Annotated in this window: 22 protein-coding genes; 5 read left to right on the top strand and 17 right to left on the bottom strand. The window is 43.9% G+C overall.

Annotated features, from left to right (window positions below):
- The first annotated feature begins 25 nt into the window (after window positions 1–25).
- Together bslm_RS07895 and bslm_RS07890 are read left to right on the top strand one after the other, a co-directional pair.
- Complete coding sequence (locus bslm_RS07895; protein ID WP_003232215.1) at window positions 26–211, top strand: hypothetical protein; 186 nt, start codon at window positions 26–28, stop codon at window positions 209–211.
- Entirely contained in the window at window positions 208–1,455 is a 1,248-nt protein-coding gene (locus bslm_RS07890; RefSeq protein ID WP_046381001.1) for a nucleotidyltransferase, read from the top strand. Before bslm_RS07895 ends, bslm_RS07890 begins: the two co-directional genes overlap by 4 nt.
- A 16-nt stretch (window positions 1,456–1,471) precedes the next feature.
- Here bslm_RS07890 and ddcP read toward each other — a convergent pair whose 3' ends face one another.
- Complete coding sequence (gene ddcP / locus bslm_RS07885) at window positions 1,472–2,497, bottom strand: protease DdcP (RefSeq protein WP_003245451.1); 1,026 nt, start codon at window positions 2,495–2,497, stop codon at window positions 1,472–1,474.
- A gap of 1 nt (window position 2,498) precedes the next feature.
- On the bottom strand, window positions 2,499–3,281 hold the full coding sequence (locus bslm_RS07880; protein WP_003232221.1) for a patatin family protein: 783 nt from the start codon (window positions 3,279–3,281) through the stop codon (window positions 2,499–2,501).
- 180 nt (window positions 3,282–3,461) lie between these two features.
- Between bslm_RS07880 and spoVV the strand changes: the two genes are divergently transcribed.
- Window positions 3,462–4,688: a dipicolinic acid transporter SpoVV gene (spoVV, locus tag bslm_RS07875; RefSeq protein ID WP_015252149.1), complete on the top strand. Its 1,227-nt coding sequence runs from the start codon at window positions 3,462–3,464 to the stop codon at window positions 4,686–4,688.
- Window positions 4,689–4,698: 10 nt separating this feature from the next.
- Here the strand turns inward: spoVV and coaD are convergent, their stop codons facing one another.
- From coaD to bslm_RS07835, 8 genes are all read right to left on the bottom strand, one after another.
- Window positions 4,699–5,184: a pantetheine-phosphate adenylyltransferase gene (gene coaD, locus bslm_RS07870; RefSeq protein WP_003245283.1), complete on the bottom strand. Its 486-nt coding sequence runs from the start codon at window positions 5,182–5,184 to the stop codon at window positions 4,699–4,701.
- 4 nt (window positions 5,185–5,188) lie between these two features.
- Window positions 5,189–5,743, bottom strand: coding sequence for a 16S rRNA (guanine(966)-N(2))-methyltransferase RsmD (gene rsmD / locus bslm_RS07865; RefSeq protein WP_029317761.1), 555 nt, complete (start codon window positions 5,741–5,743; stop codon window positions 5,189–5,191).
- Window positions 5,744–6,065: 322 nt separating this feature from the next.
- Window positions 6,066–6,338: a YlbG family protein gene (locus bslm_RS07860; protein ID WP_015715839.1), complete on the bottom strand. Its 273-nt coding sequence runs from the start codon at window positions 6,336–6,338 to the stop codon at window positions 6,066–6,068.
- 54 nt (window positions 6,339–6,392) lie between these two features.
- Window positions 6,393–6,842, bottom strand: a complete 450-nt coding sequence (gene ricF, locus bslm_RS07855) for a regulatory iron-sulfur-containing complex subunit RicF (RefSeq protein ID WP_003221370.1) — start codon at window positions 6,840–6,842, stop codon at window positions 6,393–6,395.
- Between the two features lie 115 nt (window positions 6,843–6,957).
- A complete protein-coding gene (locus bslm_RS07850) occupies window positions 6,958–7,197 on the bottom strand; it encodes a YlbE-like family protein (RefSeq protein ID WP_046381000.1) in 240 nt (79 codons plus the stop codon).
- Window positions 7,198–7,212: 15 nt separating this feature from the next.
- Entirely contained in the window at window positions 7,213–7,611 is a 399-nt protein-coding gene (gene ylbD / locus bslm_RS07845) for a YlbD family protein (protein ID WP_003232233.1), read from the bottom strand.
- A 231-nt stretch (window positions 7,612–7,842) separates the two neighbouring features.
- Window positions 7,843–8,883: a CAP domain-containing protein gene (locus tag bslm_RS07840; RefSeq protein WP_015483195.1), complete on the bottom strand. Its 1,041-nt coding sequence runs from the start codon at window positions 8,881–8,883 to the stop codon at window positions 7,843–7,845.
- Between the two features lie 83 nt (window positions 8,884–8,966).
- A complete protein-coding gene (locus bslm_RS07835; protein ID WP_003221362.1) occupies window positions 8,967–9,413 on the bottom strand; it encodes a CBS domain-containing protein in 447 nt (148 codons plus the stop codon).
- Window positions 9,414–9,552: 139 nt separating this feature from the next.
- Here bslm_RS07835 and bslm_RS07830 point away from each other — a divergent pair, with 139 nt between their 5' ends.
- Window positions 9,553–9,915: a YugN family protein gene (locus tag bslm_RS07830; RefSeq protein ID WP_003232238.1), complete on the top strand. Its 363-nt coding sequence runs from the start codon at window positions 9,553–9,555 to the stop codon at window positions 9,913–9,915.
- A 31-nt stretch (window positions 9,916–9,946) separates the two neighbouring features.
- Here bslm_RS07830 and ctaG read toward each other — a convergent pair whose 3' ends face one another.
- The 6 genes from ctaG to cyoE all read right to left on the bottom strand — a co-directional run bounded on the left by ctaG (window position 9,947) and on the right by cyoE (window position 15,954).
- Window positions 9,947–10,840 carry a cytochrome c oxidase assembly factor CtaG gene (ctaG, locus tag bslm_RS07825; RefSeq protein WP_046380999.1) on the bottom strand — a complete coding sequence of 298 codons (894 nt, stop codon included), beginning with the start codon at window positions 10,838–10,840 and terminating at the stop codon, window positions 9,947–9,949.
- 27 nt (window positions 10,841–10,867) lie between these two features.
- The gene (ctaF, locus tag bslm_RS07820) at window positions 10,868–11,200 is read right to left on the bottom strand and encodes a cytochrome c oxidase subunit IVB (RefSeq protein WP_003232242.1); all 333 of its coding nucleotides are present in this window, start codon (window positions 11,198–11,200) and stop codon (window positions 10,868–10,870) included.
- Window positions 11,201–11,202: 2 nt separating this feature from the next.
- Window positions 11,203–11,826, bottom strand: coding sequence for a cytochrome c oxidase subunit III (gene ctaE / locus bslm_RS07815; protein ID WP_003232244.1), 624 nt, complete (start codon window positions 11,824–11,826; stop codon window positions 11,203–11,205).
- Complete coding sequence (gene ctaD, locus bslm_RS07810) at window positions 11,826–13,694, bottom strand: cytochrome c oxidase subunit I (RefSeq protein ID WP_003232245.1); 1,869 nt, start codon at window positions 13,692–13,694, stop codon at window positions 11,826–11,828. Before ctaD ends, ctaE begins: the two co-directional genes overlap by 1 nt.
- Window positions 13,695–13,726: 32 nt before the next feature.
- On the bottom strand, window positions 13,727–14,797 hold the full coding sequence (coxB, locus tag bslm_RS07805) for a cytochrome c oxidase subunit II (protein ID WP_003232248.1): 1,071 nt from the start codon (window positions 14,795–14,797) through the stop codon (window positions 13,727–13,729).
- Window positions 14,798–15,036: 239 nt separating this feature from the next.
- Window positions 15,037–15,954: a heme o synthase gene (gene cyoE / locus bslm_RS07800; RefSeq protein WP_003232250.1), complete on the bottom strand. Its 918-nt coding sequence runs from the start codon at window positions 15,952–15,954 to the stop codon at window positions 15,037–15,039.
- 354 nt (window positions 15,955–16,308) lie between these two features.
- Between cyoE and ctaA the strand changes: the two genes are divergently transcribed.
- Complete coding sequence (ctaA, locus tag bslm_RS07795; protein ID WP_015483190.1) at window positions 16,309–17,229, top strand: heme A synthase CtaA; 921 nt, start codon at window positions 16,309–16,311, stop codon at window positions 17,227–17,229.
- Between the two features lie 402 nt (window positions 17,230–17,631).
- Here the strand turns inward: ctaA and pyc are convergent, their stop codons facing one another.
- A complete protein-coding gene (gene pyc, locus bslm_RS07790) occupies window positions 17,632–21,078 on the bottom strand; it encodes a pyruvate carboxylase (RefSeq protein WP_019712514.1) in 3,447 nt (1,148 codons plus the stop codon).
- Between the last annotated feature and the right edge of the window lie 23 nt (window positions 21,079–21,101).

The raw sequence follows: 21,101 nt of genomic DNA, 5'->3' as shown, positions 1-21,101 counted from the left end.
GTATCACCTCAGGAAAGCAACAAACATGATTATAGCTTTTAAGATTGTTTTTGTCAATATTTTTTCTTTACAGCATAATGCTGCCATTGAAGTATCGTTGACAGCGGAATATGCTATGCATACACTTAAAACAAAAATAAGGCGTAAGAGTTTTCATTTGCAAATGTACCATACGTTTTTAAACATAGCAAGAAAGGCGGAAAAAATATGAAAGCTGTCGGATTGGTGGTTGAATATAATCCCTTTCATAACGGTCACCTTTATCATGCCCAAACAGCAAAGCGGCAAACCGGATGTGACACGGCTGTGGCGGTCATGAGCGGGCATTTTTTACAGCGCGGGGAACCCGCTGTTGTATCAAAATGGGCCCGAACAAAAATGGCGCTGCAAAGCGGAGTTGATCTTGTCATTGAGCTGCCTTATCTTTATGCCGTGCAAAAAGCAGACATTTTTGCACGCGGCAGTGTTTCCATCCTGAACGAACTTGAATGTGAGGCGCTGTTTTTCGGGAGTGAAAATGGGGATATCAAGCCTTTTTTAGAAACATCACAGCTTATTGATGAGCATAAACATATATTGAATGACCGAATTAAAGAAGAACTTAAAAAGGGGGCCAGTTACCCAGCAGCGGCGGCTATCGCCTTCAGCTCCATTTTGCATACTGAAAGTGCACTTGACTTGTCAAAACCAAATAACATTTTGGGATACCAGTATGTGACCTCGATTCTAACCGGGGGATATCCTATGAAACCTTATACTACGGCACGAATCTCTTCGGACTATCATGATGCCGATCTCCCTGAAGGCGAAAACCATATAGCAAGTGCCACAAGCATTAGAAAAGCGATGATTGGCCAGAATCTCGAAGCCTGCCTTCGTTTTCTCCCTGCTGCATCTGCACGTGAATTAGCAGCTTACCGCAAATCTTTCGGATTGTGGCATACACCTGAAAGCTACTTTTCTTACTTAAAATACAGCCTTTCAACTGTAACGGCACGGGAATTACAGCAAGTATACGAGGTGGAGGAAGGTTTAGAGCACAGAATTATTCGTTCGATCAGAAAATCCAGCTCCTATCAGGAATTTATGGAACTGCTGAAAACAAAACGCTATACGTGGACAAGGCTCCAGCGGATGAATACACACATTTTAACCAGAACAAAAAAACAGGATATGCAAAAGCTGCTTGACAACGATAAGGCGCCGTATATCAGGCTTCTCGGCATGACGAAAAAAGGACAGGCTTATTTATCCGAAAAGAAAAAAGCACTGTCTGTTCCGCTTGTCAGCAAACTGTCCTCTTTCTCCCATCCAGCTCTCGATCTGGACGTAAAAGCAAGCAGGATTTACAGCCTGCCGATAGAAGAGCCGCTGAGAACTGAGTTTGACCTACAGGAATACGGACATGCACCGATTCGATATGACGAAGATGAACAACACTTTTTAAATGTATAGAAAAAGCACCTGAGAATCAGGTGCTTTTCGCTTTCAGCTTATTCAAATAATCAATCGCATCCTGCATGGTATCAACAGGCACAATCTTCATATTTGAATCAATATCTTTTGCTGTTTTTACTGCGTTCTTATAATCGGAATTGCTGGCGCCGTTTTGATTTGGCGCGAAGAAAATGTCTTTTCCGGCTTTGTCTGCGGCGACGACTTTTTGATCAATGCCGCCGATCGGGCCTACTTTTCCGTCAACATCAATCGTACCTGTTCCCGCAATATCGTAGCCTTTTGTTTCGTCTGGTTTTGTCAGCTGATTATAGATTTCAAGGGACATCATTAACCCTGCTGACGGGCCGCCAATATTTTCGATTTCAAAATCAATATCAGGCTCTACCTTCACGTTTCTGTCTGTATAAAGCGAAACTCCGATTCCTGCCCGATCCGGCTCATCAGGAAATTGTTTTAACGTAAGGGTGACACGCTTTTCTTTTTCTTCTCTTTCGATCTTTAACGTGACTTTATCTCCCGCTTTTTTGCTGCTGATATAATCAATCAGCTTTTCAGCAGACTGATAGTTTTTGCCGTCTGCGCTGATGATTTTATCACCGACTTCTATTTTCCCTTTTGCCGGCATGTTTTCTACAACTGAGCTTGCGTATATGCCGTTAAAGGAATAGCTGACTTTTTTTCCTGCCTTTTGATAGGCGGCTATAACCGCATTTTCTTGCGAGCTTTTCATCATTTGGAGCTGTCTTTTCATATACTCCTTATCTGATTCGCCTTCCTCCTTAATGCTCTCATCAGGAACAATTTCATAATAAGGGTGCATCTTTGCCCACACATATGTAAATGGATTAGCCGGTCCCACTTTAACAGTCATTAAGGACAGACTTCCTTTTTCCGGGTAGCCTCCCTCCACTTTTATCAATGAAGCAAGCTCTGTCGCTTCTCCCGGTTTTGTAATATAGTATGGAAGTTTTATAAATGATAAAACGGCGATCAGTATGAGGATGACGAGCATCCAGCTAAAATGTTTTTTACGTAGCAAATTATGAGCCCTCCCAATTCTCTATTTCTTTTCTTATCTTGCTGATCATTCGGTTTGTCGCCTCTTCGCCTGCCGATATCATTTCTTCAATATTGGCAAACGAGCTTGAGCTGTATGTTTCAAGGGAAGGGCGAATCATGATATCTGCGGCAATTGTTTGATGCCGCACTAATTCATTTTGCAGTATATCCATACTTTGCATAATCACATCAAAAATATGCACTGCTGTTTCAGTTTTTCGAACCCTGGAAACATCCGAAGCGATGATAATATCAGCTCCCATGTCTTTCACAACAGAAACCGGAATTCGATCGACGACCGCGCCGTCTACAAGAAGGCGTCCGTCCAGCCGCTGCGGAATAAAGATACCCGGGATGCTGATGCTGGCCCTCACTGCATCTGACACTGATCCTTTTCGGAACACAATCTTTTCTCCCGTCTGTAGATCACACGCAACAATGCCCAGCGGGATTTGGAGCTCTTCAATCGGTTTTCCGAATGTATAGGCATGCACAAGCTGTCTGACGCGGTCACCTTTTAAAAAACCGAGCTTCGGCACCGTATAATCAGCATAAAGCCTTCGTTTAAAGGCTTTGGCTACTTTTTTCATCGTTGCCACGTCATGTCCGGCGGCATAAAAACTGCCCACCAAAGCGCCCATGCTGCTTCCTGCAATCATATCCACTTCAATTTGGTGCTTATGTAAACTGGAAAGCACACCGAGATGAGCAAGCCCTCTGGCCCCTCCCGATCCTAACGCTAACCCGATTTTAGGTTTGGCCAAAGCGTTAACCTCCTGCCTGAATTCCCTGTATACCGAATTCTATGGTCTAAACTGAACCCCTATGCTCGTATATTAGTACAAAGAATCAAGAGGACAGGTACTGCTTGGCCGTTTTACATCATACATTATTTTATCATGATATACATGTCATTGGGCATTTTTAGCATCGGGGAGGTAAGAATGAACTTGTCGAAGATTAATACACTTTTGATTGCCTCGTTTTTTCTTTTTTTAACAGCGACTGTCATCTCACATCCACAGGCCTCATTCGAAGCCTCTAAAACCGGGCTGTCTATGTGGTGGGAGGTTGTGTTTCCGTCATTGCTGCCATTTTTTATTCTGTCCGAACTCTTAATCGGCTTTGGCATTGTGCGGTTTGTCGGTGTTTTGCTTGAGCCTTTTATGCGGCCGATCTTTCGCGTGCCGGGTGTCGGCGGCTTCGTTCTTGCTATGGGAATGGCATCAGGAAACCCAGCGGGCGCAAAACTCACTGCCCGTCTGCGGCAGGAAAATCAGATTTCAAGAGTAGAGGCAGAACGGCTCGCGTCGTTTACCAATTCTTCAAACCCGCTCTTTATTTTCGGCGCTGTTGCCGTCGGTTTCTTTCAAAACGCATCACTAGGCATTTTATTAGCTTCTGCACACTATTTGGGGAATCTTGCCGTCGGTTTAACAATGCGCTCCTATGGCCGCAAGGAAGAGCAGCATCTCAGAAGAAAGAAAACGATACCTTTCCCTTCAGTCAAAGATGCTTTACACGCTCTTCATACCGCCAGACTTGCAGAAAAACGGCCCTTAGGTAAAATTTTAGGCGACGCCGTGACGTCTTCTGTTCAAACGCTTCTTATGGTAGGCGGCTTTATTATTTTATTTTCTGTCTTCAATCGGCTGTTGTCAGTGGTCCAGCTGACTGATGTTTTGTCTGTTTTCACAAAAGGAGCACTGACTTTGTTTCAGCTTCCGACTCAATTGGACATTCCGCTTTTATCAGGGATGTTTGAAATTACATTAGGCAGCAAGCTTGTCAGCGAGACAGATGTTTCTCTTCTGCAAAAAGCCATTATCGTCAGCTTTATTCTTGGGTTTAGCGGCTTTTCCGTACAAGCTCAGGTGGCAGGTATTTTATCGGAAACCGACATTAGATTTAAACCATTCTTTATCGCACGTTTGCTGCAGGGCGTTTATGCCGCTGTCTTCGTCATGCTTTTATGGAAACCTCTTTACACGGCATGGCATGATCCATATCAGTATGTATTTAAATCTCTTAACAGCAGTGACATGCCAACTGCCTTTATAAATGGCTGGAATCTGCTTGTGCAGATCGGACCTGCTGTCACACTATGCGCGCTGTTTACGTACATTATCATTTTTTCTTACAGACTGACAAACGGAACAAAAAAAGGATGAGTCAAAACCCTCATCCTTGTCTGAATTTTTGCTGAAGCGCCAGCTCTACTTCCGGCGGTACAAACTCTGATACCGAGCCGTTGTATCTCGCCACTTCTTTTACGATGCTTGAACTTAGAAACGAATATTGATTGTTTGTCATCATAAAAAATGTCTCGATGGATTCATCAAGCACACGGTTTACTGACGTCCCCTGCATCTCGTATTCAAAATCAGATACAGCTCTCAAGCCTCTTAAAATCGCTTTCGCATTTTTTCTTTTTGCATAATCAATTAACAGGCCTTGCGATGTTTCAACTGTTATGTTCGGAATGTCTTTTGTCACTTCTCTCAGAAGCTCACACCGTTCTTCCACACTGAACAAAGGCTTTTTTGAAGAATTATTCAGCACACATACATACACTTGTTCAAAAATATGCGCCCCGCGTTTGATGATGTCCAGATGCCCGTAGGTCACCGGATCAAAACTGCCGGGACAGACAGCTATACTCGCCACCTCACTACCCCCTCTTTTTATAAATCGCCACACCTGTTAACCCATAGGTTTCTTTTCTTGTCATCACAAGATCTCCTACGGTTTCGGGAAGCTCGACCTCTCTGTCATGCTCAGCGACGATAAAGCCGTCTTCTTCCAGCATTTGATATTCGTCAATCAGCGTTAAAAGTGCTTTCAGCTTTTGTTCCTTATACGGCGGATCGAGAAAAATTCCGCGAAAGCCGCTTTCTCTTTTAGCAGCAGCGTGCAAAGCACGTTCCGCATCATTGCGGTATACCTGTGCATGTTTTGTAAGCTCCAGCGTTTTCAAATTAGATTTTACCGTTTGAATCGCTTTAAAATCACGGTCAACGAATATACAATGCTCAAACCCGCGTGAAAGCGCTTCGATTCCAAGACCTCCGCTCCCTGCGAATAAGTCAAGTCCCCTGCCCCCGTCAAAATAAGGGCCGATCATATTGAAAATGGATTCCTTCACTTTGTCGGTTGTCGGTCTTGTTGATGTTCCGGGTACAGCCTTTAGTGAACGGCCTTTTTTTGATCCAGAAATTACTCTCATGTTCCACACCACTTTTTCTAAAAGCTATTTTGTTTCTTTATTCGGCCGGACGCCGCTATGTACATAGAAAAAAATCAATCCTATCTTAACATAAAGCATTCTTCCAAACAATGAACGCTAATCTTGATAAACAGGTGTATAGGCAGCATGATCCTTGTCCATACTATAAGCAACAGCATCTAGAGGATGTTGTTGCCAACCGCGGAGAAGACTTACGTTTCCCCATAAGTTCTTCCTCCGGTTTCTCCTCTCCCTTTGCCTTCTCCTTAACATATTAAGGAATAGAAGGACCCCGCAGATGCCTGCGGGGATTTTTTTATAGCTATATGCCGATTTTATAATCGTATTCTTTTGCCTTATCAAGCTTTGACTCGAATTCCAATTTTAAAAACGGTTTATAAGAAGGCTCCACTTTTTTCACAAATGAGTAAGACGCAATCTTGTCCATTGTTTTTTCAATTTGGTTCATATCACAGTACAGTACGACATATTTTAATCGTTTTGATACATAGTGCACATTCCCGAACTTCCTCAGCATTTTGCTCTGCTTTAGGGAGTGCAGATACACAACCATGCCCTGGCGCCTATTCTCCAATACAATCACCTGCCTGTTTTCTCTTATATGTAAAAGACGAGACGGCCAGTCTCGTCAGGACACTTTACATCCGCAGCTTCCGCCTGAACCGCAGCCGCCTCCGCATGAAGACAAACCGTCAAAATAAGGGTTCCCAGTCGGAACTTTCACATGCTCCGAAACAGCTGTCCCAATCTCAACGCTGACCTCATCAAGAATGGACTGGAGCTCATTTTCAGCTCTCTTGAAGTCAGCCACCTTATCGTTCAGGTCCAGCTCACGTTTGATCTCCCTCATTTTCCGGGATATTTCTCTATAGTCAGGATGATATTTGCCAAAACGCTGTACATCCTCATACTGCTCTTTTATTTTAATAAAAGAACGAATAATCCGCCCTGCCTCTTCATCTTCCTGGAGACGCTTGTAACAATTGCGGTAGTTCTCAGCCGTCTCCGACTGCAGAATCATCTCGGCAAGCTGCTGAGCTTCACTTTGAAGCCGCACGGATTCCATCGTCGCATACATAACATGCACCTCCAATTGTTAGTTTACCATGAAACCAGCCAATTGGAAAATGCTTAACCGCAGCCGTATACAAAACCTTATGTCCGCATGAAAAAAGACCCTTTTTCGGGGCCTTTTAATCTTTTGTCCGCATCGCTTGAAACATTTGCATCATCATTTGCGCCATTTGAATCCCGTTCGTAAACTGATTCACCCGATGCGGAATGGTTTTTTCATAAAAATTCATCATTTCAAGCTGAAAGGAGGGCAGATCATCCGGTTTTCTTGAAAGCCTGCGGTACCATATCGGCTGTTCTCTGATGAATCGTTTCCGTTCTTCGTTTGCTAAAATATATTCCTGAACCTCTTTGCGCATATGAGCTCCCCTTTTTTAATCCTTTCGAAAAGAAAAAGGATGCTGTCCAGAGCCTGGCTGAGAATGCTTCTGTCCGCTTCCGGAAAATGTATTAAGAAGGCTTTGCAACGATGAGATCGACTGGCTCATTTTATTGATTTGTTCGTTCATTTGATTGACATCCATCTTTTTCACCGCTGTCACCATTTTCGAGACAAAATCATTTTTTTGCGGTGTTTCAGGCACAGCTTCAGAAGCTTCTTCCGGTTCCCGATATGGATCCCAAATCGGGTCGCTCTCCCCGAAGAGGACCCAATTTTCATATACGTCCTGCCAGCTTCTTTGTTCTTTGCGCACTTCTTTTATCAGCTTGGGATGCTTTTTGACGAATTGTTTAAAGTCATTGATTGAATGATTGGCATGTTGATTCGCCACAATCCTCACCCCCTCCGAAAATCGTTACCTACTACAATGTATCGTTTTGTCGGGCATTGTGTTCGCCTATATTCATTCCCAAATGAATTTTTAGCGATATCCCTATACACTGGTGAAAAAGCCTGACTGAAGGGATGGGAAACGGCCTTATCTGTAAGCTATCAGCACATTCATTCAGACCAGCTTGTATGGAAATAGAAAAAGCCGGGAACCATTCGTCCGCGGCTTTCATTACCATCGCTTAATAAAATTTTGGGTGTAATATTTCCGGTCTACTCCGACACCAAGATGCGTATAATCTGAATTCAGAAGCGCTTTTCGATGGCCTTCGCTATTCAGCCAGCCTTCTACAGCGGCCGGACCGTCCACATAATTGTATGCGATATTTTCTCCCGCTTGCTGAAAGTCAACATGCCCTTCTTCTAAGCGGTCTTTCAGCGAGCCGTATTTTTTAGAGACATGGGAGAAATAATTATTTTCCTTCATATCCTCACTATGCCCAAATGCCACTTCCGCCGTTGGCTGATCCCACTCAAGCTTCGCAAGTCCATGTTTAACGCGTATGACATTCGTCAAATCAAGGATTTGCTTTTCGCTCGTTGTTTGGATCTTTTTCCATTTCTCATCTGAAACAGCTTTCGGTTTAATTAATTCCCCGCGGTACACTACCTCATAAGGTCTTTGCTTTACAAAGGTCTGCGCATCAAACGCCCTGATGCTGGATAGCTTCCCCTCAAATTTGTCCATATACAGCTGGACATACATCTTTCCTACCTTTACAGTCGGTCTTGTATTGATATCTTCTTCAGAAAATTCAAACCGATAGGAATTTCCTTTATACTCTACATTCACAAATGGTGCCACCTGGGTGGTCTTGAATACTTCGCCAGTTGATTCTCCAATTTTGAAAGGCTTGGCGTTAATATCATTACCCGCCGCGAATAATGTGACCACTTTATTGTTTAATACCCCGATTTGGATATATTGATCCTTCCCTTGATTGTATACCCACCAATCGTAATCATAAGCCGAAGGGTCAATACGTTCAGGTTCCCCAAGCTTTTTCGTTACTTCATCGGCGGGCTTGCCCATGAAGGACAATAACCCTGAAGTCGGCATATGTATTCGTTTGCCGCTTTGCGCTTCCTCATTCGACACCTGAGGCTCGCTGTCATTTGATTTCTTTTCAGGAACAGATCCATATTGAATAAACAGAACATAGGTTCCGCAGATAATCAAAAGGATAACCATTGCTCTCAATATATTTTTCAATCTATCACCCCCGTGGCGATTCACAATCTCTTGCTTACATCCCATTACAATACAGCCTATTTAACATGTCAAAGATTTATGTGTTAATGAAAAAAGCCTTCTTCTCTATTATCACCCTCGGAAATATCCGATAAGGCGCTGCCGGCACGTTCATTCGTTTGCTCAGATAAAGAAAGATCACCAAGCGTGACAATTCCAGTCAGTTTTTTATTTTTTGTAACTGGTATCCTTCTGAGCTGATGCGATGCCATCAAATGAAGAACCTCATCGACTGAAGCATCTTCCTCCACACTGACAGGTTTTTCGGTCATCGCGTCAGTGATTTTTTGCGAGTTCGGTTTTTTGATGGCGATTCCTCTTAATACGAGATCGCGGTCGGTTACGATGCCGACCAATGTTTCCCCGTCCTCATCAACTACCGGAATCGCTCCTACATTTGCGTCCTTCATCTTTACTGCAGCTTCATATACATTATCTAATACCGTGCAATATTGCAAGTCGGCTGTCATCAGATCTTTTATTTTTGTCATCCGTTTAACCTCCTTTAGTCTAGTGCTATTGTCGTCAAAATTTAATTTTTGCATACTTTCAAAAGAAGAAGATTCATTGAAAGTTTAACGCTTTCATACTATGATTGTCAGGAAAGGTAATTTTTATAAGGAGGGGTCAGTGTTGAAGTTTACTGAAAGCGGACTTGAAGGGGTTAAGGCTGAGCTCAGCTGGCTAGACGACTTAATGGAAAGCAAAGGTCTCATCAGAGCGGGTCAATGGGATTACGAGAGAGTCACCTATGACAAGAAGTTTTCGACGATTGAGGGTACGTTTTACCTGCGGATACAAGGCATTGCGGCAGAAGGCGATGTCGGAAGCGGGCGCGCCGTGATTCAATTAATGTCCCCTCTCCTAGGAAAGCATTACTACCCTCATGGAGTAGAATATGGAGAAACGGAAGAGTTTCCCGTACAGGTTGTGACAAAAAGCAAGGCACTGATTCAGGACATAGCCAACATGTTAAAAACAGTTCAAATGTAACGAAAAGGTACAGCATATTTCGCTGTACCTTTTATGATATCGTCTGCTGAATATACGGCGGCTCCTCCTGCCCGTCCTTTTCCCTTTCTTTCTTCACCCATTGGAAAAAAATAATGGCCAAAAAAGTACCGTACACAATTTCCTGAATGATTTTCATCATGACGGCTCCGAGCTGCTGATCCTCTAACAAAGGCAGTGTATTCAACATCTCTGGCCCTGTTAATGGGACCTGCCCCATCATATCCGCTGGCACACAAAGCCTCATTGCCTCAGCCCATACAGCCGGATCTGTATAGGTGGCGTATAACGGTGCACCGCTGAACATGATCAAGGCGCAAGCAGGTGTGAGCAGCATACCGTCTGCCATAATATAACCCAGCTTCATCAAGCCGCTGAGCTGCCGTAGACGCTCAACCTTATGAACAAGCGGCCACCACATGAAGAACGCAAGCACAAAGATAAGCCAAGTGATTAATGTATGGTAAAACGGATCCGTTTTGACAGTATCAAATATAAGCGGTACATGATATAAAGAAAAAATGCCGTTAAACAAAAGCAAAGCAATTAAAGGCGTCGTAAAAAAGGAAAAAAACGGTTTGATTGAAGGCCTGAAAATGATTTTTTCCCAGAGCCATGCAGGAATTCCCGCGATTAACAGCGGCGGGACAACCAAATACAGGACGGCCATCTGCACCATATGTGCGCTGAACATAATATGTCCGAGCAGATCAACCGGGCTTCCCTCGGCTGCATATAAAAACAGCATCGCCGACAGAAAGCATACCATCTCTTTACCAGTTATTCGATTTGGCTTTGAAGACATTCGCCTGTAAAAATAGAGATAAAGCGCCGTAATGCCTAACAGGATACAAAAAAGATAAGGGCTCCACATCGCGCGAAACCCGAATATCTCCAACTGATTCATTTCTTCACCTCCGGCGGCTGTTTCAAATTACCACCATATAATTGTCACAAACGCAAGCACAGTGATAAACGCGACAAACACCCCTGAATACAAAAACAGTGCCGGCGCCTCATGCCCTTTCTGATTCATATGCATGAAATAATACAGCTGAAAAATGACTTGAATTGCAGCTAGCAAAATAATGAAAGGAATCGTAAACCAGCTGCCGACACCGTCCGTGGCCACAGTCAGAAATGCAACAATCGTAAGACCGATCATTAAACCAAAAGACAGGACTTGATATTTCATCTCCCGGGCATGCTTTTTTTTCTTAAATTCAAGGTCGCTATTAATATGCCCTCTGCTTTTTTTATCGACCATGTTTATCCCACCATCCCCATTAAATATACAACGGTAAAGATGAAGACCCACACGACATCAATAAAGTGCCAATAAAGGCTGGCAACGTAAAACTTAGGCGCCGTATACAGATTCAGCCCTCTCTTGGCATTGCGGATCATAAGCGTGCTGATCCACATAAGCCCAAATGCCACGTGGGCGCCGTGTGTACCGACAAGCGTGTAAAACGCAGAACCGAGGGCAGAGCTTGTGATGGTAAAGCCAAATTCATGGGTGTAATGCTTGAACTCATAGATTTCCAGTCCTAAAAAGCCCGCCCCCAATAAAATCGTAATTCCCAGCCAAAGCTGCATCTTGCCGAAGGAAAAGTTCTTCATGTGGTACATCGCGTATACACTCGTTAAACTGCTCGTTAATAGAAGCATTGTGGCAATGAATACAAGTGTCACATCGAACATTTCCGTCGTAGGCGGATCACCGGCATTTGAATTCCGGAGCGCAAGAAACGTGGCGAAGAGAGACGCAAACAGAACAGTCTCTCCGCCAAGAAAAAGCCAAAAGCCTAAAAATTTATTTTTCCCTTCCAGGGTTACTTTTTCAGGAGATGCTGGAAAGGTTTCTGCGGTGAATTTTTCTTGAACTTGCATTATGCCTTCACCCCTTTATCATCGTTCGGCAGTTCCTCTTTATGAATATGATAGCCGTGATCATCAATTACTGAACGAAGCAGCATCGTAATAAATGTGATGCCGAGCCCGATAAAGATCACCGGCAGGCCCCAAGCGTAATCACTTCTGTACAGCAGCCCGAACGCTGCGACAAAAAGGCCGAAGGAAATGATGAGCGGCAGGATTGAGCCGTTTGGCATATGAATATCATCAACCGGTTCCGCCGGCGTCATTGATTTGTGCCCTGCCTGCTTCTCGATCCAAAGCGGATCAAGTCCTCTGACAAAAGGAAGCTGTTTAAAGTTATACTCCGGCGGCGGTGAAGAAACGGTCCATTCCAGCGTACGTCCGTCATGCCATGGATCAGCACCTACATATTCACCTTTTACCGATGTCCATATGACATTGACCAGCAGAAGAATAACAGCTGCCGCCATAAAAAACGCCCCGATTGTACTGATCAAGTTGCCGGTTTCCAGACCCTGTCCTGGCAAAAACGTATAAACCCGGCGCGGCATCCCCATTAAGCCGACAAAATGCTGAATGAAAAACGTGAGGTGAAAGCCGATAAAAAACAATACAAATGAAATTTTCCCCATCGTTTCATGCAGAATTTTACCGAACATTTTCGGCCACCAGAAATGAACACCGGCTAAAAGGCCGAATACAACGCCGCCAATAATGACGTAGTGGAAGTGCGCAACCACAAAATACGTATCATGAAACTGATAATCAGCCGCAGCAGCTGCCAGCATGACTCCCGTCACACCGCCGAGCACAAAGGATGGAATAAATGAGACAGCATACAGCATAGCGGTTGTATACTTCACATTTCCTCCCCAAATCGTCAACAGCCAGTTAAAAATCTTAATCCCGGTCGGAATCGCGATAGCCATTGTTGCAACCGCAAAAATCGCATTTGCAATCGGGCCGAGACCAGTCGTGAACATGTGGTGCACCCAAACCATAAAGCCCAGAAAGCCGATGAGCACGATTGCAAAAACCATTGAAGAATAGCCAAACAAACGCTTTCTGGCGAACACAGGGATGACCTCAGAAAAAATACCGAATGCAGGCAAAATTAAGATATAAACCTCCGGGTGGCCGAAGATCCAAAATAAATGTTCCCAAATGACCGTATTTCCGCCAAGCTCCGGATTAAAGAAATTGGTTCCGAACAGCCGATCCAGCATCATGAGAGCCAATCCGACCGTAAGCGGCGGAAACGCAAACAAAATCAATGCCGAAGCCACAAATGTCGTCCATGTAAACAAAGGCAGCCTCATATACGTCATGCCCGGAGCCCTCATGTTGATAATCGTGGCCAAAAAGTTAATCCCGGCTATCAGCGTCCCGAGCCCCGATATTTGGAGTCCGAGGACGAAAAAGTCTATGCCGTGCCCTTTAGAATGAAGCGAAAGTGAGGCATATGACGTCCAGCCCGCATCTGGCGCTCCGCCCAAAAACCAGCTTAGATTTAAGAAAATGCCCCCGAAAAAGAAGAGCCAAAAACCAAGCGCGTTTAAAAATGGAAACGAAACGTCCCGAGCCCCGATCTGCAAAGGCACAACCGCATTCATCAAGGCAAATAAGAGCGGCATCGCAGCCAGAAAGATCATCGTCGTTCCGTGCATAGTCATTACTTCATTGTATGCTTGAGCACTGAGAAACGCATTTTCCGGCTTTGCAAGCTGAATTCTGATAAACATCGCTTCAATTCCCCCGACAAGAAAGAAGAATCCCCCTGCCACTAAATAAAGAATCGCGATTTTTTTATGGTCCACCGTCGTCAAATAATCCCAAAGCATAGATCCGCGCGTCCGCTTTTCTGTAAGCGCATTCAACATATGTGACCTCCCCCAATATCTCCCTTTCTTCCCTACTTGCTTTCCGCTTTTAAGCCTTTTAAGTATTCATAAAGCGCATTTGTTTCGCTGTCTGAGAGCTTTGGATATGTGCCTGTCATTTTGTTCCCCGGCTTTATGCTGTCAGGGTCCTTCAGCCAAGCCTTCACATTTTCTTTGTTGGCCTCTTTCACCCCTGCCACTTTTGTCCTTTCACCGAAGGTCGCCAAGTTAGGTGCCGTTCTAGCGGCTTCTGCACGCTTATCATTCGGCTCTACCGCATGGCAGCTCAGGCAGTTTTTCTCTTTAAACAGTTCTTCACCCTGCTTAGCCAAATCGCTCTCTGCTGTAGACTTATAGTTCTTCATTTCTTTTGTCCAGCCCTGAAATTCTTTTGCAGACATCGTCTTCACCTTAAAATCCATCAGCGCATGTGAAGGGCCGCAAAGCTCTGCACACTTCCCAAAAAACATATCTCCTGCCTCTTTGCTTCGTTTTGAATCAAATGTCAGGAAGAACTTATTTTCATTATCCGTATTCGTATCAAGTTTTCCTCCAACTGAAGGAATCCAGAAGGAATGTTTTACATCAGAGGCTTTTAAATTAAAATATACACGCTGATCTGTCGGTACAATCAGCTCCTGGCTTGTGATAATGCCGTAATCAGGGTACTCAAACTCCCACCAGTATAAATTTGCCCTAACATTGACTACAAGAGCATCCTCAGCTTTGCGGCCTTTTTTATCCATTGGTGATGTGTCCGCTAGCTCCAGCGTATATAATACAACAGGAATCACAAGAATAATGAGCAGCAAAATCGGGATCACGGTCCATGTGATTTCTAAAAATTTATTCCCCTCTACCTGTTTCGGTATCGTGTTCTCACCGACCCGTGATCTTCTGAATCTCACAATCACATAAAAGAAGATAACAGATACTACTGCAACAACAACCACCATAATCAATGTGCTGAGCACTGTCAGGTCATACTGTTTATCAGCCACCTCGCCAGCAGGCTTGAGCGTGGATAAAAAAGGTTTTCCACATCCGCTTAATAGAAGCGGCACTAAGGCTAATAATAAAATAAGACGCCAATGCTTTACCATTTCACCCAACCCCTTTTCTGGTCAATACAAAGGCGGAAAGCGGATCGAAATCTATCGCCATCCAACCTATCACCAATAAAGCACTTACATTTCCTCTTCTCTTAAATTATGAGTTTTTTTACTCAAAATGCCATCTATGTATAAAAGTAAAGCCGCCTGATTAAACAAGAGGTCAAGGCGGCATTTACTAGTTGTCATCGTTTATTTTGAAGCGATAAAACAAGCATCATATCTATTTTTTAGAAAAGCGTCAAGACAACCATGGCAACGAAATAGATTGTCATGTAGTTAAGCGAGTAAACGAACATCTGCGTTGCCCACTTCATGATATTCTTGGAGCGGAATCCCATTAAGCCAAGAATCAGCCAGCCGATATTTAACAGCAAGCCGAGAATGACAATCGGAAGACCCAGGCTACCAAGGAAAAACGGAAGCGGCATCAGGCACGCAACCCACACAATAATTTGTCTTTTTGTCACTTCAAATCCGTATACGACAGGAAGCATCGGAATATTTGCAGCTCTGTAATCCTCAGTTTTCTTAATAGCCAATGCTAAGAAGTGAGGAATCTGCCAAATAAATAAAATCATGAATAACACCCATGCTACGACACCGATATTCCCTTCCACTGCCGTCCATCCAATAAGCGGCGGCACTGCACCGGAAACGCTTCCTACTACTGTGTTAATCGTATAGCGGCGTTTCGTCCACATTGTGTACAATACAACATACGTAAAGACTCCGATAAAACCGATAACAGCAGCCATGACAGTTGTCATCAGCAGCATGATCAATCCTAAAGCAACCAGCAAAATTCCAGACCATAACGCCTGACTCGGCTGAATTTTACCCGTAACCGTCGGTCTTACTTTCGTACGCTCCATAAGATGGTCAATGTCCCGGTCATACCAGTTATTGATCGCGCAGGAGCCCGCAATAATCAGTGAAGACCCGATTAACGTAAGAAGAACGGTGTTTATATTGCCTAAAAAACTTAAACCGGATATATGCAGTGCAAGCCACATTCCAGTGAAAGTCGTGATGAGGTTAGAATTGACGATCCCTATTTTAATAAGGGACAGAAAATCTTTCCATGCCGTTGTTTCTTCAATTTGTCCGTCTATAGCTGTATCATTTAAGATTCTGGAGTTAGCCATAACGTAAACCTCCCTTACAAACCTAACGCAGGAGAATAAAATAACCTGCAACTCTATCATACAAGATAACATCTTGTAAAAAAACATCCTATTAAATATTAAACGACAAACAGGAATTTATTTGTGAACTTTTTATGAATTTTACCAAAGATGAAGGCAATCTCCAAATCGGCATTGCGTTTACCTTATTTCTATCAGACCCGGCATGAATAATCAAGTGTACATTTTCCAGAAGCCGTCATTCTATTATATTTTTGTGAACAAAAGGCTCTGGGAATTGCCACAAAACACATATTCGCTTACACTTGGAACGTATATAAAATTGCAGCAGTATGTTGAGAAGGTGAATATTGTATGAATAAAGCATTAAAAGCTCTCGGTGTTCTGACGACATTTGTCATGCTAATTGTTTTAATCGGGGGTGCCCTCGTTACAAAAACAGGTTCCGGCCAAGGATGCGGCAGACAGTGGCCGCTGTGTCACGGCCGTTTTTTCCCTGAACTGAATCCGGCTTCAATTATTGAATGGAGCCACCGATTCGCAAGCGGAATCTCTATTATCCTTGTGCTAAGCCTTGCGTTTTGGTCATGGAGAAAAATCACGCCGATTTTCCGTGAAACAACGTTTCTCGCGATCATGTCAATTATCTTTTTATTTCTTCAGGCATTGCTTGGCGCATTGGCTGTCGTATTCGGTTCGAACGCGCTGATTATGGCGCTTCACTTCGGCATCTCATTAATTTCTTTTGCTTCAGTGCTTATTTTAACATTGCTCATATTTGAAGCTGATAAATCAGTCAGAACACTGGTTAAGCCGCTTCAAATCGGCAAAAAGATGCAATTTCACATGATAGGAATTTTAATATATTCCTATATCGTTGTGTATACAGGCGCATATGTAAGACACACTGAATCAAGCCTGGCATGTCCTGATGTGCCGCTGTGCAGCCCGCTGAACAATGGACTTCCGACCCAATTCCATGAATGGGTGCAAATGGGCCACAGAGCAGCAGCCTTACTTTTATTTGTATGGATTATTGTTGCCGCTGTTCATGCTATTACTTCCTATAAAGATCAAAAACAGATCTTTTGGGGATGGATCTCATGTCTTATTTTCATTACATTACAGGCACTGTCCGGTATTATGATCGTATACTCTGAACTGGCTCTGGGCTTTGCACTTGCCCACTCGTTCTTTATTGCCTGTCTGTTTGGCGTTCTATGCTACTTCTTATTATTGATTGCTCGTTTCCGTTATGAATCCAGGCAATCATAAGGACTCAAGACCAAAGCCTTAGGCGGCTTTGGTCTTTTTTATGTCTTGTTTTTTGGCGCTTTATGCGTTTCAATCGCCAGCCTTCGCCGAACTTGATGATCAGTGAGCGGCTCACTTCGGTCTGTCCCCTTTCTCATCGTGATTATAGAAATTTCATATGGATCTATAGCTCGCGAACATAAGTATTAAAGCCTTTTAAATCAGATAGTGCTTAAAGAAATATGCACGGCATACTACAAAGCATCTAAAATATTGGCTGTATAAGCCTCTTTTTATTTTGGGCTTGTGACAGTACTCTATAATCTCTGAAGTCCCCTTATATCTCTTCTAACCATCTGTTTCACTCCACATTTTCTATATAAAAAACAAGAGTGTATATCATTGATATACACTCTTTGTTTTTTATGCTTTTTCAATTTCAAGGAGCAGATCTCCCGTTTGGATCGGCTCACCATTTTTCACATGAACCTGCTTGATTGTTCCTGAGAAAGGCGCCTGAACCGTTGTTTCCATTTTCATCGCTTCATTAATCATCAAATGATCACCTTTATTGACTTTTGTGCCTGCTTCAGCCAATACCTTAATAACTGTTCCAGGCATGGAAGCTGCGATGTGGCTTGGATTTGTCCGGTCTGCTTTCAGCCTTTCCTGAACGGAAGACTTAATGCTTTCATCTTTAATGACTACTTCACGCGGCTGCCCGTTGAGTTCGAAATAAACGACGCGGGTGGCATCAGGCTGAGGCTCACCGATTGAAATCAGCTTAACGATCAGCGTTTTGCCGCGCTCAATTTCAACTTCTATCTCTTCACCTAATGTCATACCGTAGAAGAATGTCGGTGTATCTAATACCGAGATGTCTCCATAGCTTTCTGTCGTTTTCACATAATCAGTGAAGACTTTAGGATAAAGGGCATATGCCACAGCATCCTGATCTGAAATTTCCAAGTTATGCTGCTCTTTAAATTCCTGTTTGATCGCTTCAAATGACACCGGCTCAAGCAGTTCGCCCGGTCTGACTGTAATCGGCTCCTGCCCTTTTAAGATCAGCTTTTGCAGTTTTTCTGGGAATCCGCCATGAGGCTGGCCGATATTTCCTTTAAAAAGCTCCACGACAGAATCAGGGAAATCTAAAGATTCACCTTTTTCGTAAACGTCTTTTTCAGTCAGATTGTTTTGCACCATGTAGAGTGCCATATCTCCGACTACTTTTGAGGAAGGCGTTACCTTGACGATGTCACCGAACATATCGTTCACGCGTCTGTACATTTCCTTGACTTCGTTCCAGCGGTCGCCAAGGCCTACTCCCTTGGCTTGCTGCTGCAGGTTGCTGTATTGGCCCCCTGGCATTTCGTGTTCATAAATTTCAGTATGCGGAGACTTCATTCCGCTTTCAAATTCACTATAATATTTACGCACCGACTCCCAATATTGGGACAGCAATTCAACGCCTTGGACATTCATTTCCGGACGGCGGTCGTTGCCTTCCATCGCATGATAAAATCCGCTCGCGCTAGGCTGTGACGTTAATCCCGCCATTGAGCTGACCGCCACGTCTATGATATCAACGCCGGCTTCAACAGCTTTCGCATACATATAAATACCGTTTCCGCTCGTATCATGCGTATGAAGGTGAACCGGAATGTCGATCGTTTCTTTCAACGCAGAAACGAGCTCATATGCAGCCTGCGGTTTTAACAGCCCTGCCATATCTTTAATCCCGAGAATATGGGCTCCGGCCGCCTCAAGCTCCTTCGCCATCGATGTATAATATGCAAGGTCGTACTTCGTCCGGTTCTTGTCAAGGATATCTCCCGTATAACAAATCGCAGCTTCTGCCACTTTGCCGGTATCCCTAACAGCATCAATGGCTAACGTCATCCCTTTTACCCAGTTTAAGCTGTCGAAAATACGAAACACATCAATACCGGATTGAGCTGATTGCTTCACAAATTCTTTAATCACATTGTCCGGATAATTCGTATAGCCGACCGCATTTGATGAGCGAAGCAACATCTGGAATAAGGTATTCGGCACTTCTTTGCGAAGATCTTCCAAACGTTTCCACGGATCTTCTTTCAGGAATCGGTAGGCTACATCGAAGGTCGCGCCTCCCCACATTTCCATACTGAATAGTTCAGGCCATAACGCAGCCGTCGGATTTGCGATTTTTTTCAAATCATGCGATCTGATTCTAGTTGCCAATAACGATTGGTGGGCATCCCTGAATGTCGTATCAGTTAAAAGGACAGATTTCTGCTCCTTAACCCAATTTGCAAGCCCTTCTGCACCTTTTTCATCGAGAATTTGCTTTGTTCCTCTGGCAGGCTGCTGATCAACGTCTACCTTTACGCTTAACGGTTTGTCAAACGCCGGTTTTTCTTTTTTCCCGATTCCAGGGAAGCCGTTCACTGTCACATTGCCGATGTAAGTGAGCATTTTCGTTCCGCGGTCTTTTTGTTTAGGGAAATTAAATAATTCAGGCGTTGTATCAATGAAAGATGTATCATATTGCCCTGTCAGGAACTTCTCATGCTTTGCAACGTTCTCAAGGAACGGAATGTTCGTTTTTATGCCTCTGATTCTAAACTCCTGAAGGTTTCGCACCATTTTGGCAGCTGCCTGTTCAAACGTTAAAGCCCAAGTTGAAAGCTTAACGAGAAGTGAATCATAGTATGGTGTGATCACGGCGCCCTGGAAGCTGTTTCCGGTATCAAGACGGACACCAAAACCGCCGCCTGAGCGGTAAGCCATGATTTTTCCTGTATCAGGCATGAAATCATTTTGCGGATCCTCAGTCGTAACCCGTGACTGAATGGCATAGCCGATTGTAAAAATGTCCTTTTGCTCAGGAATATTTACTTTTTTGCTGTGAAGGCTGTGCCCTTGGGCAACAAGGATCTGAGTTTGAACAATATCGACACCAGTAATCATTTCTGTTATCGTGTGTTCAACTTGTACGCGAGGATTTACTTCAATAAAGTAGAACTCGTTGTTTGCAACAAGGAATTCGACCGTCCCCGCATTTATATAGTTTACATTTTTGGCAAGCGCAACTGCAGCCTCACAAATTTGGTCCCTTAATTCAGGTGACAGCGAGACACTCGGCGCCACTTCAATGACTTTTTGATGGCGTCTTTGAACGGAGCAATCCCTCTCAAAAAGATGGACGACATTGCCCTGCTTGTCTCCAATGACCTGAACCTCAATATGTTTCGGATTCTCAATTAATTTTTCTACATAAACTTCATCATTGCCAAAGGCTGCTTTCGCCTCTGATTTAGCACGCTCATATGCTTCTTTAACTTCACTTTCAGATCTGACAATCCGCATACCGCGGCCGCCGCCGCCAAGCGAGGCTTTAATGATGATCGGATAACCGTTAGCTTGTCCAAATTGTTCGACGGCTTCAAGCGTTTCGGCAGGACCGTCGCTTCCCGGAATCACGGGGATTCCCGCTTTTTCTGCCTGCTCACGCGCTTTTACCTTGTCACCAAACATATCGAGATGCTCGGATTTTGGCCCTATGAATACGATGCCTTCTTCTTCACATCGTCTCGCAAAATGAATATTTTCAGATAAGAAACCGTATCCCGGATGAATTGCATCGACTTTGTTTCTTTTCGCAATATCAATGATACCTTCAATATCCAGGTAAGCATCAATCGGTTTTTTCCCTTCACCGACCAAGTATGCTTCATCCGCTTTGTACCGATGGTAGGAACCGGAATCTTCTTTTGAATAGACCGCAACTGTACGAATATTCAACTCGGTACACGCCCGGAATATTCGGATTGCAATTTCTCCCCTGTTTGCTACTAATACTTTTTGTATCGATTGCTGAGACAAACTTTTCTCCCCCTTACCCGAAT

The organism is Bacillus sp. LM 4-2, from assembly GCF_000978495.1.
Taxonomy (GTDB): Bacteria; Bacillota; Bacilli; order Bacillales; family Bacillaceae; genus Bacillus; species Bacillus subtilis.
Note: the sequence above shows the minus strand (reverse complement) of the source record. Positions and strands in the feature narration are given on the sequence as shown.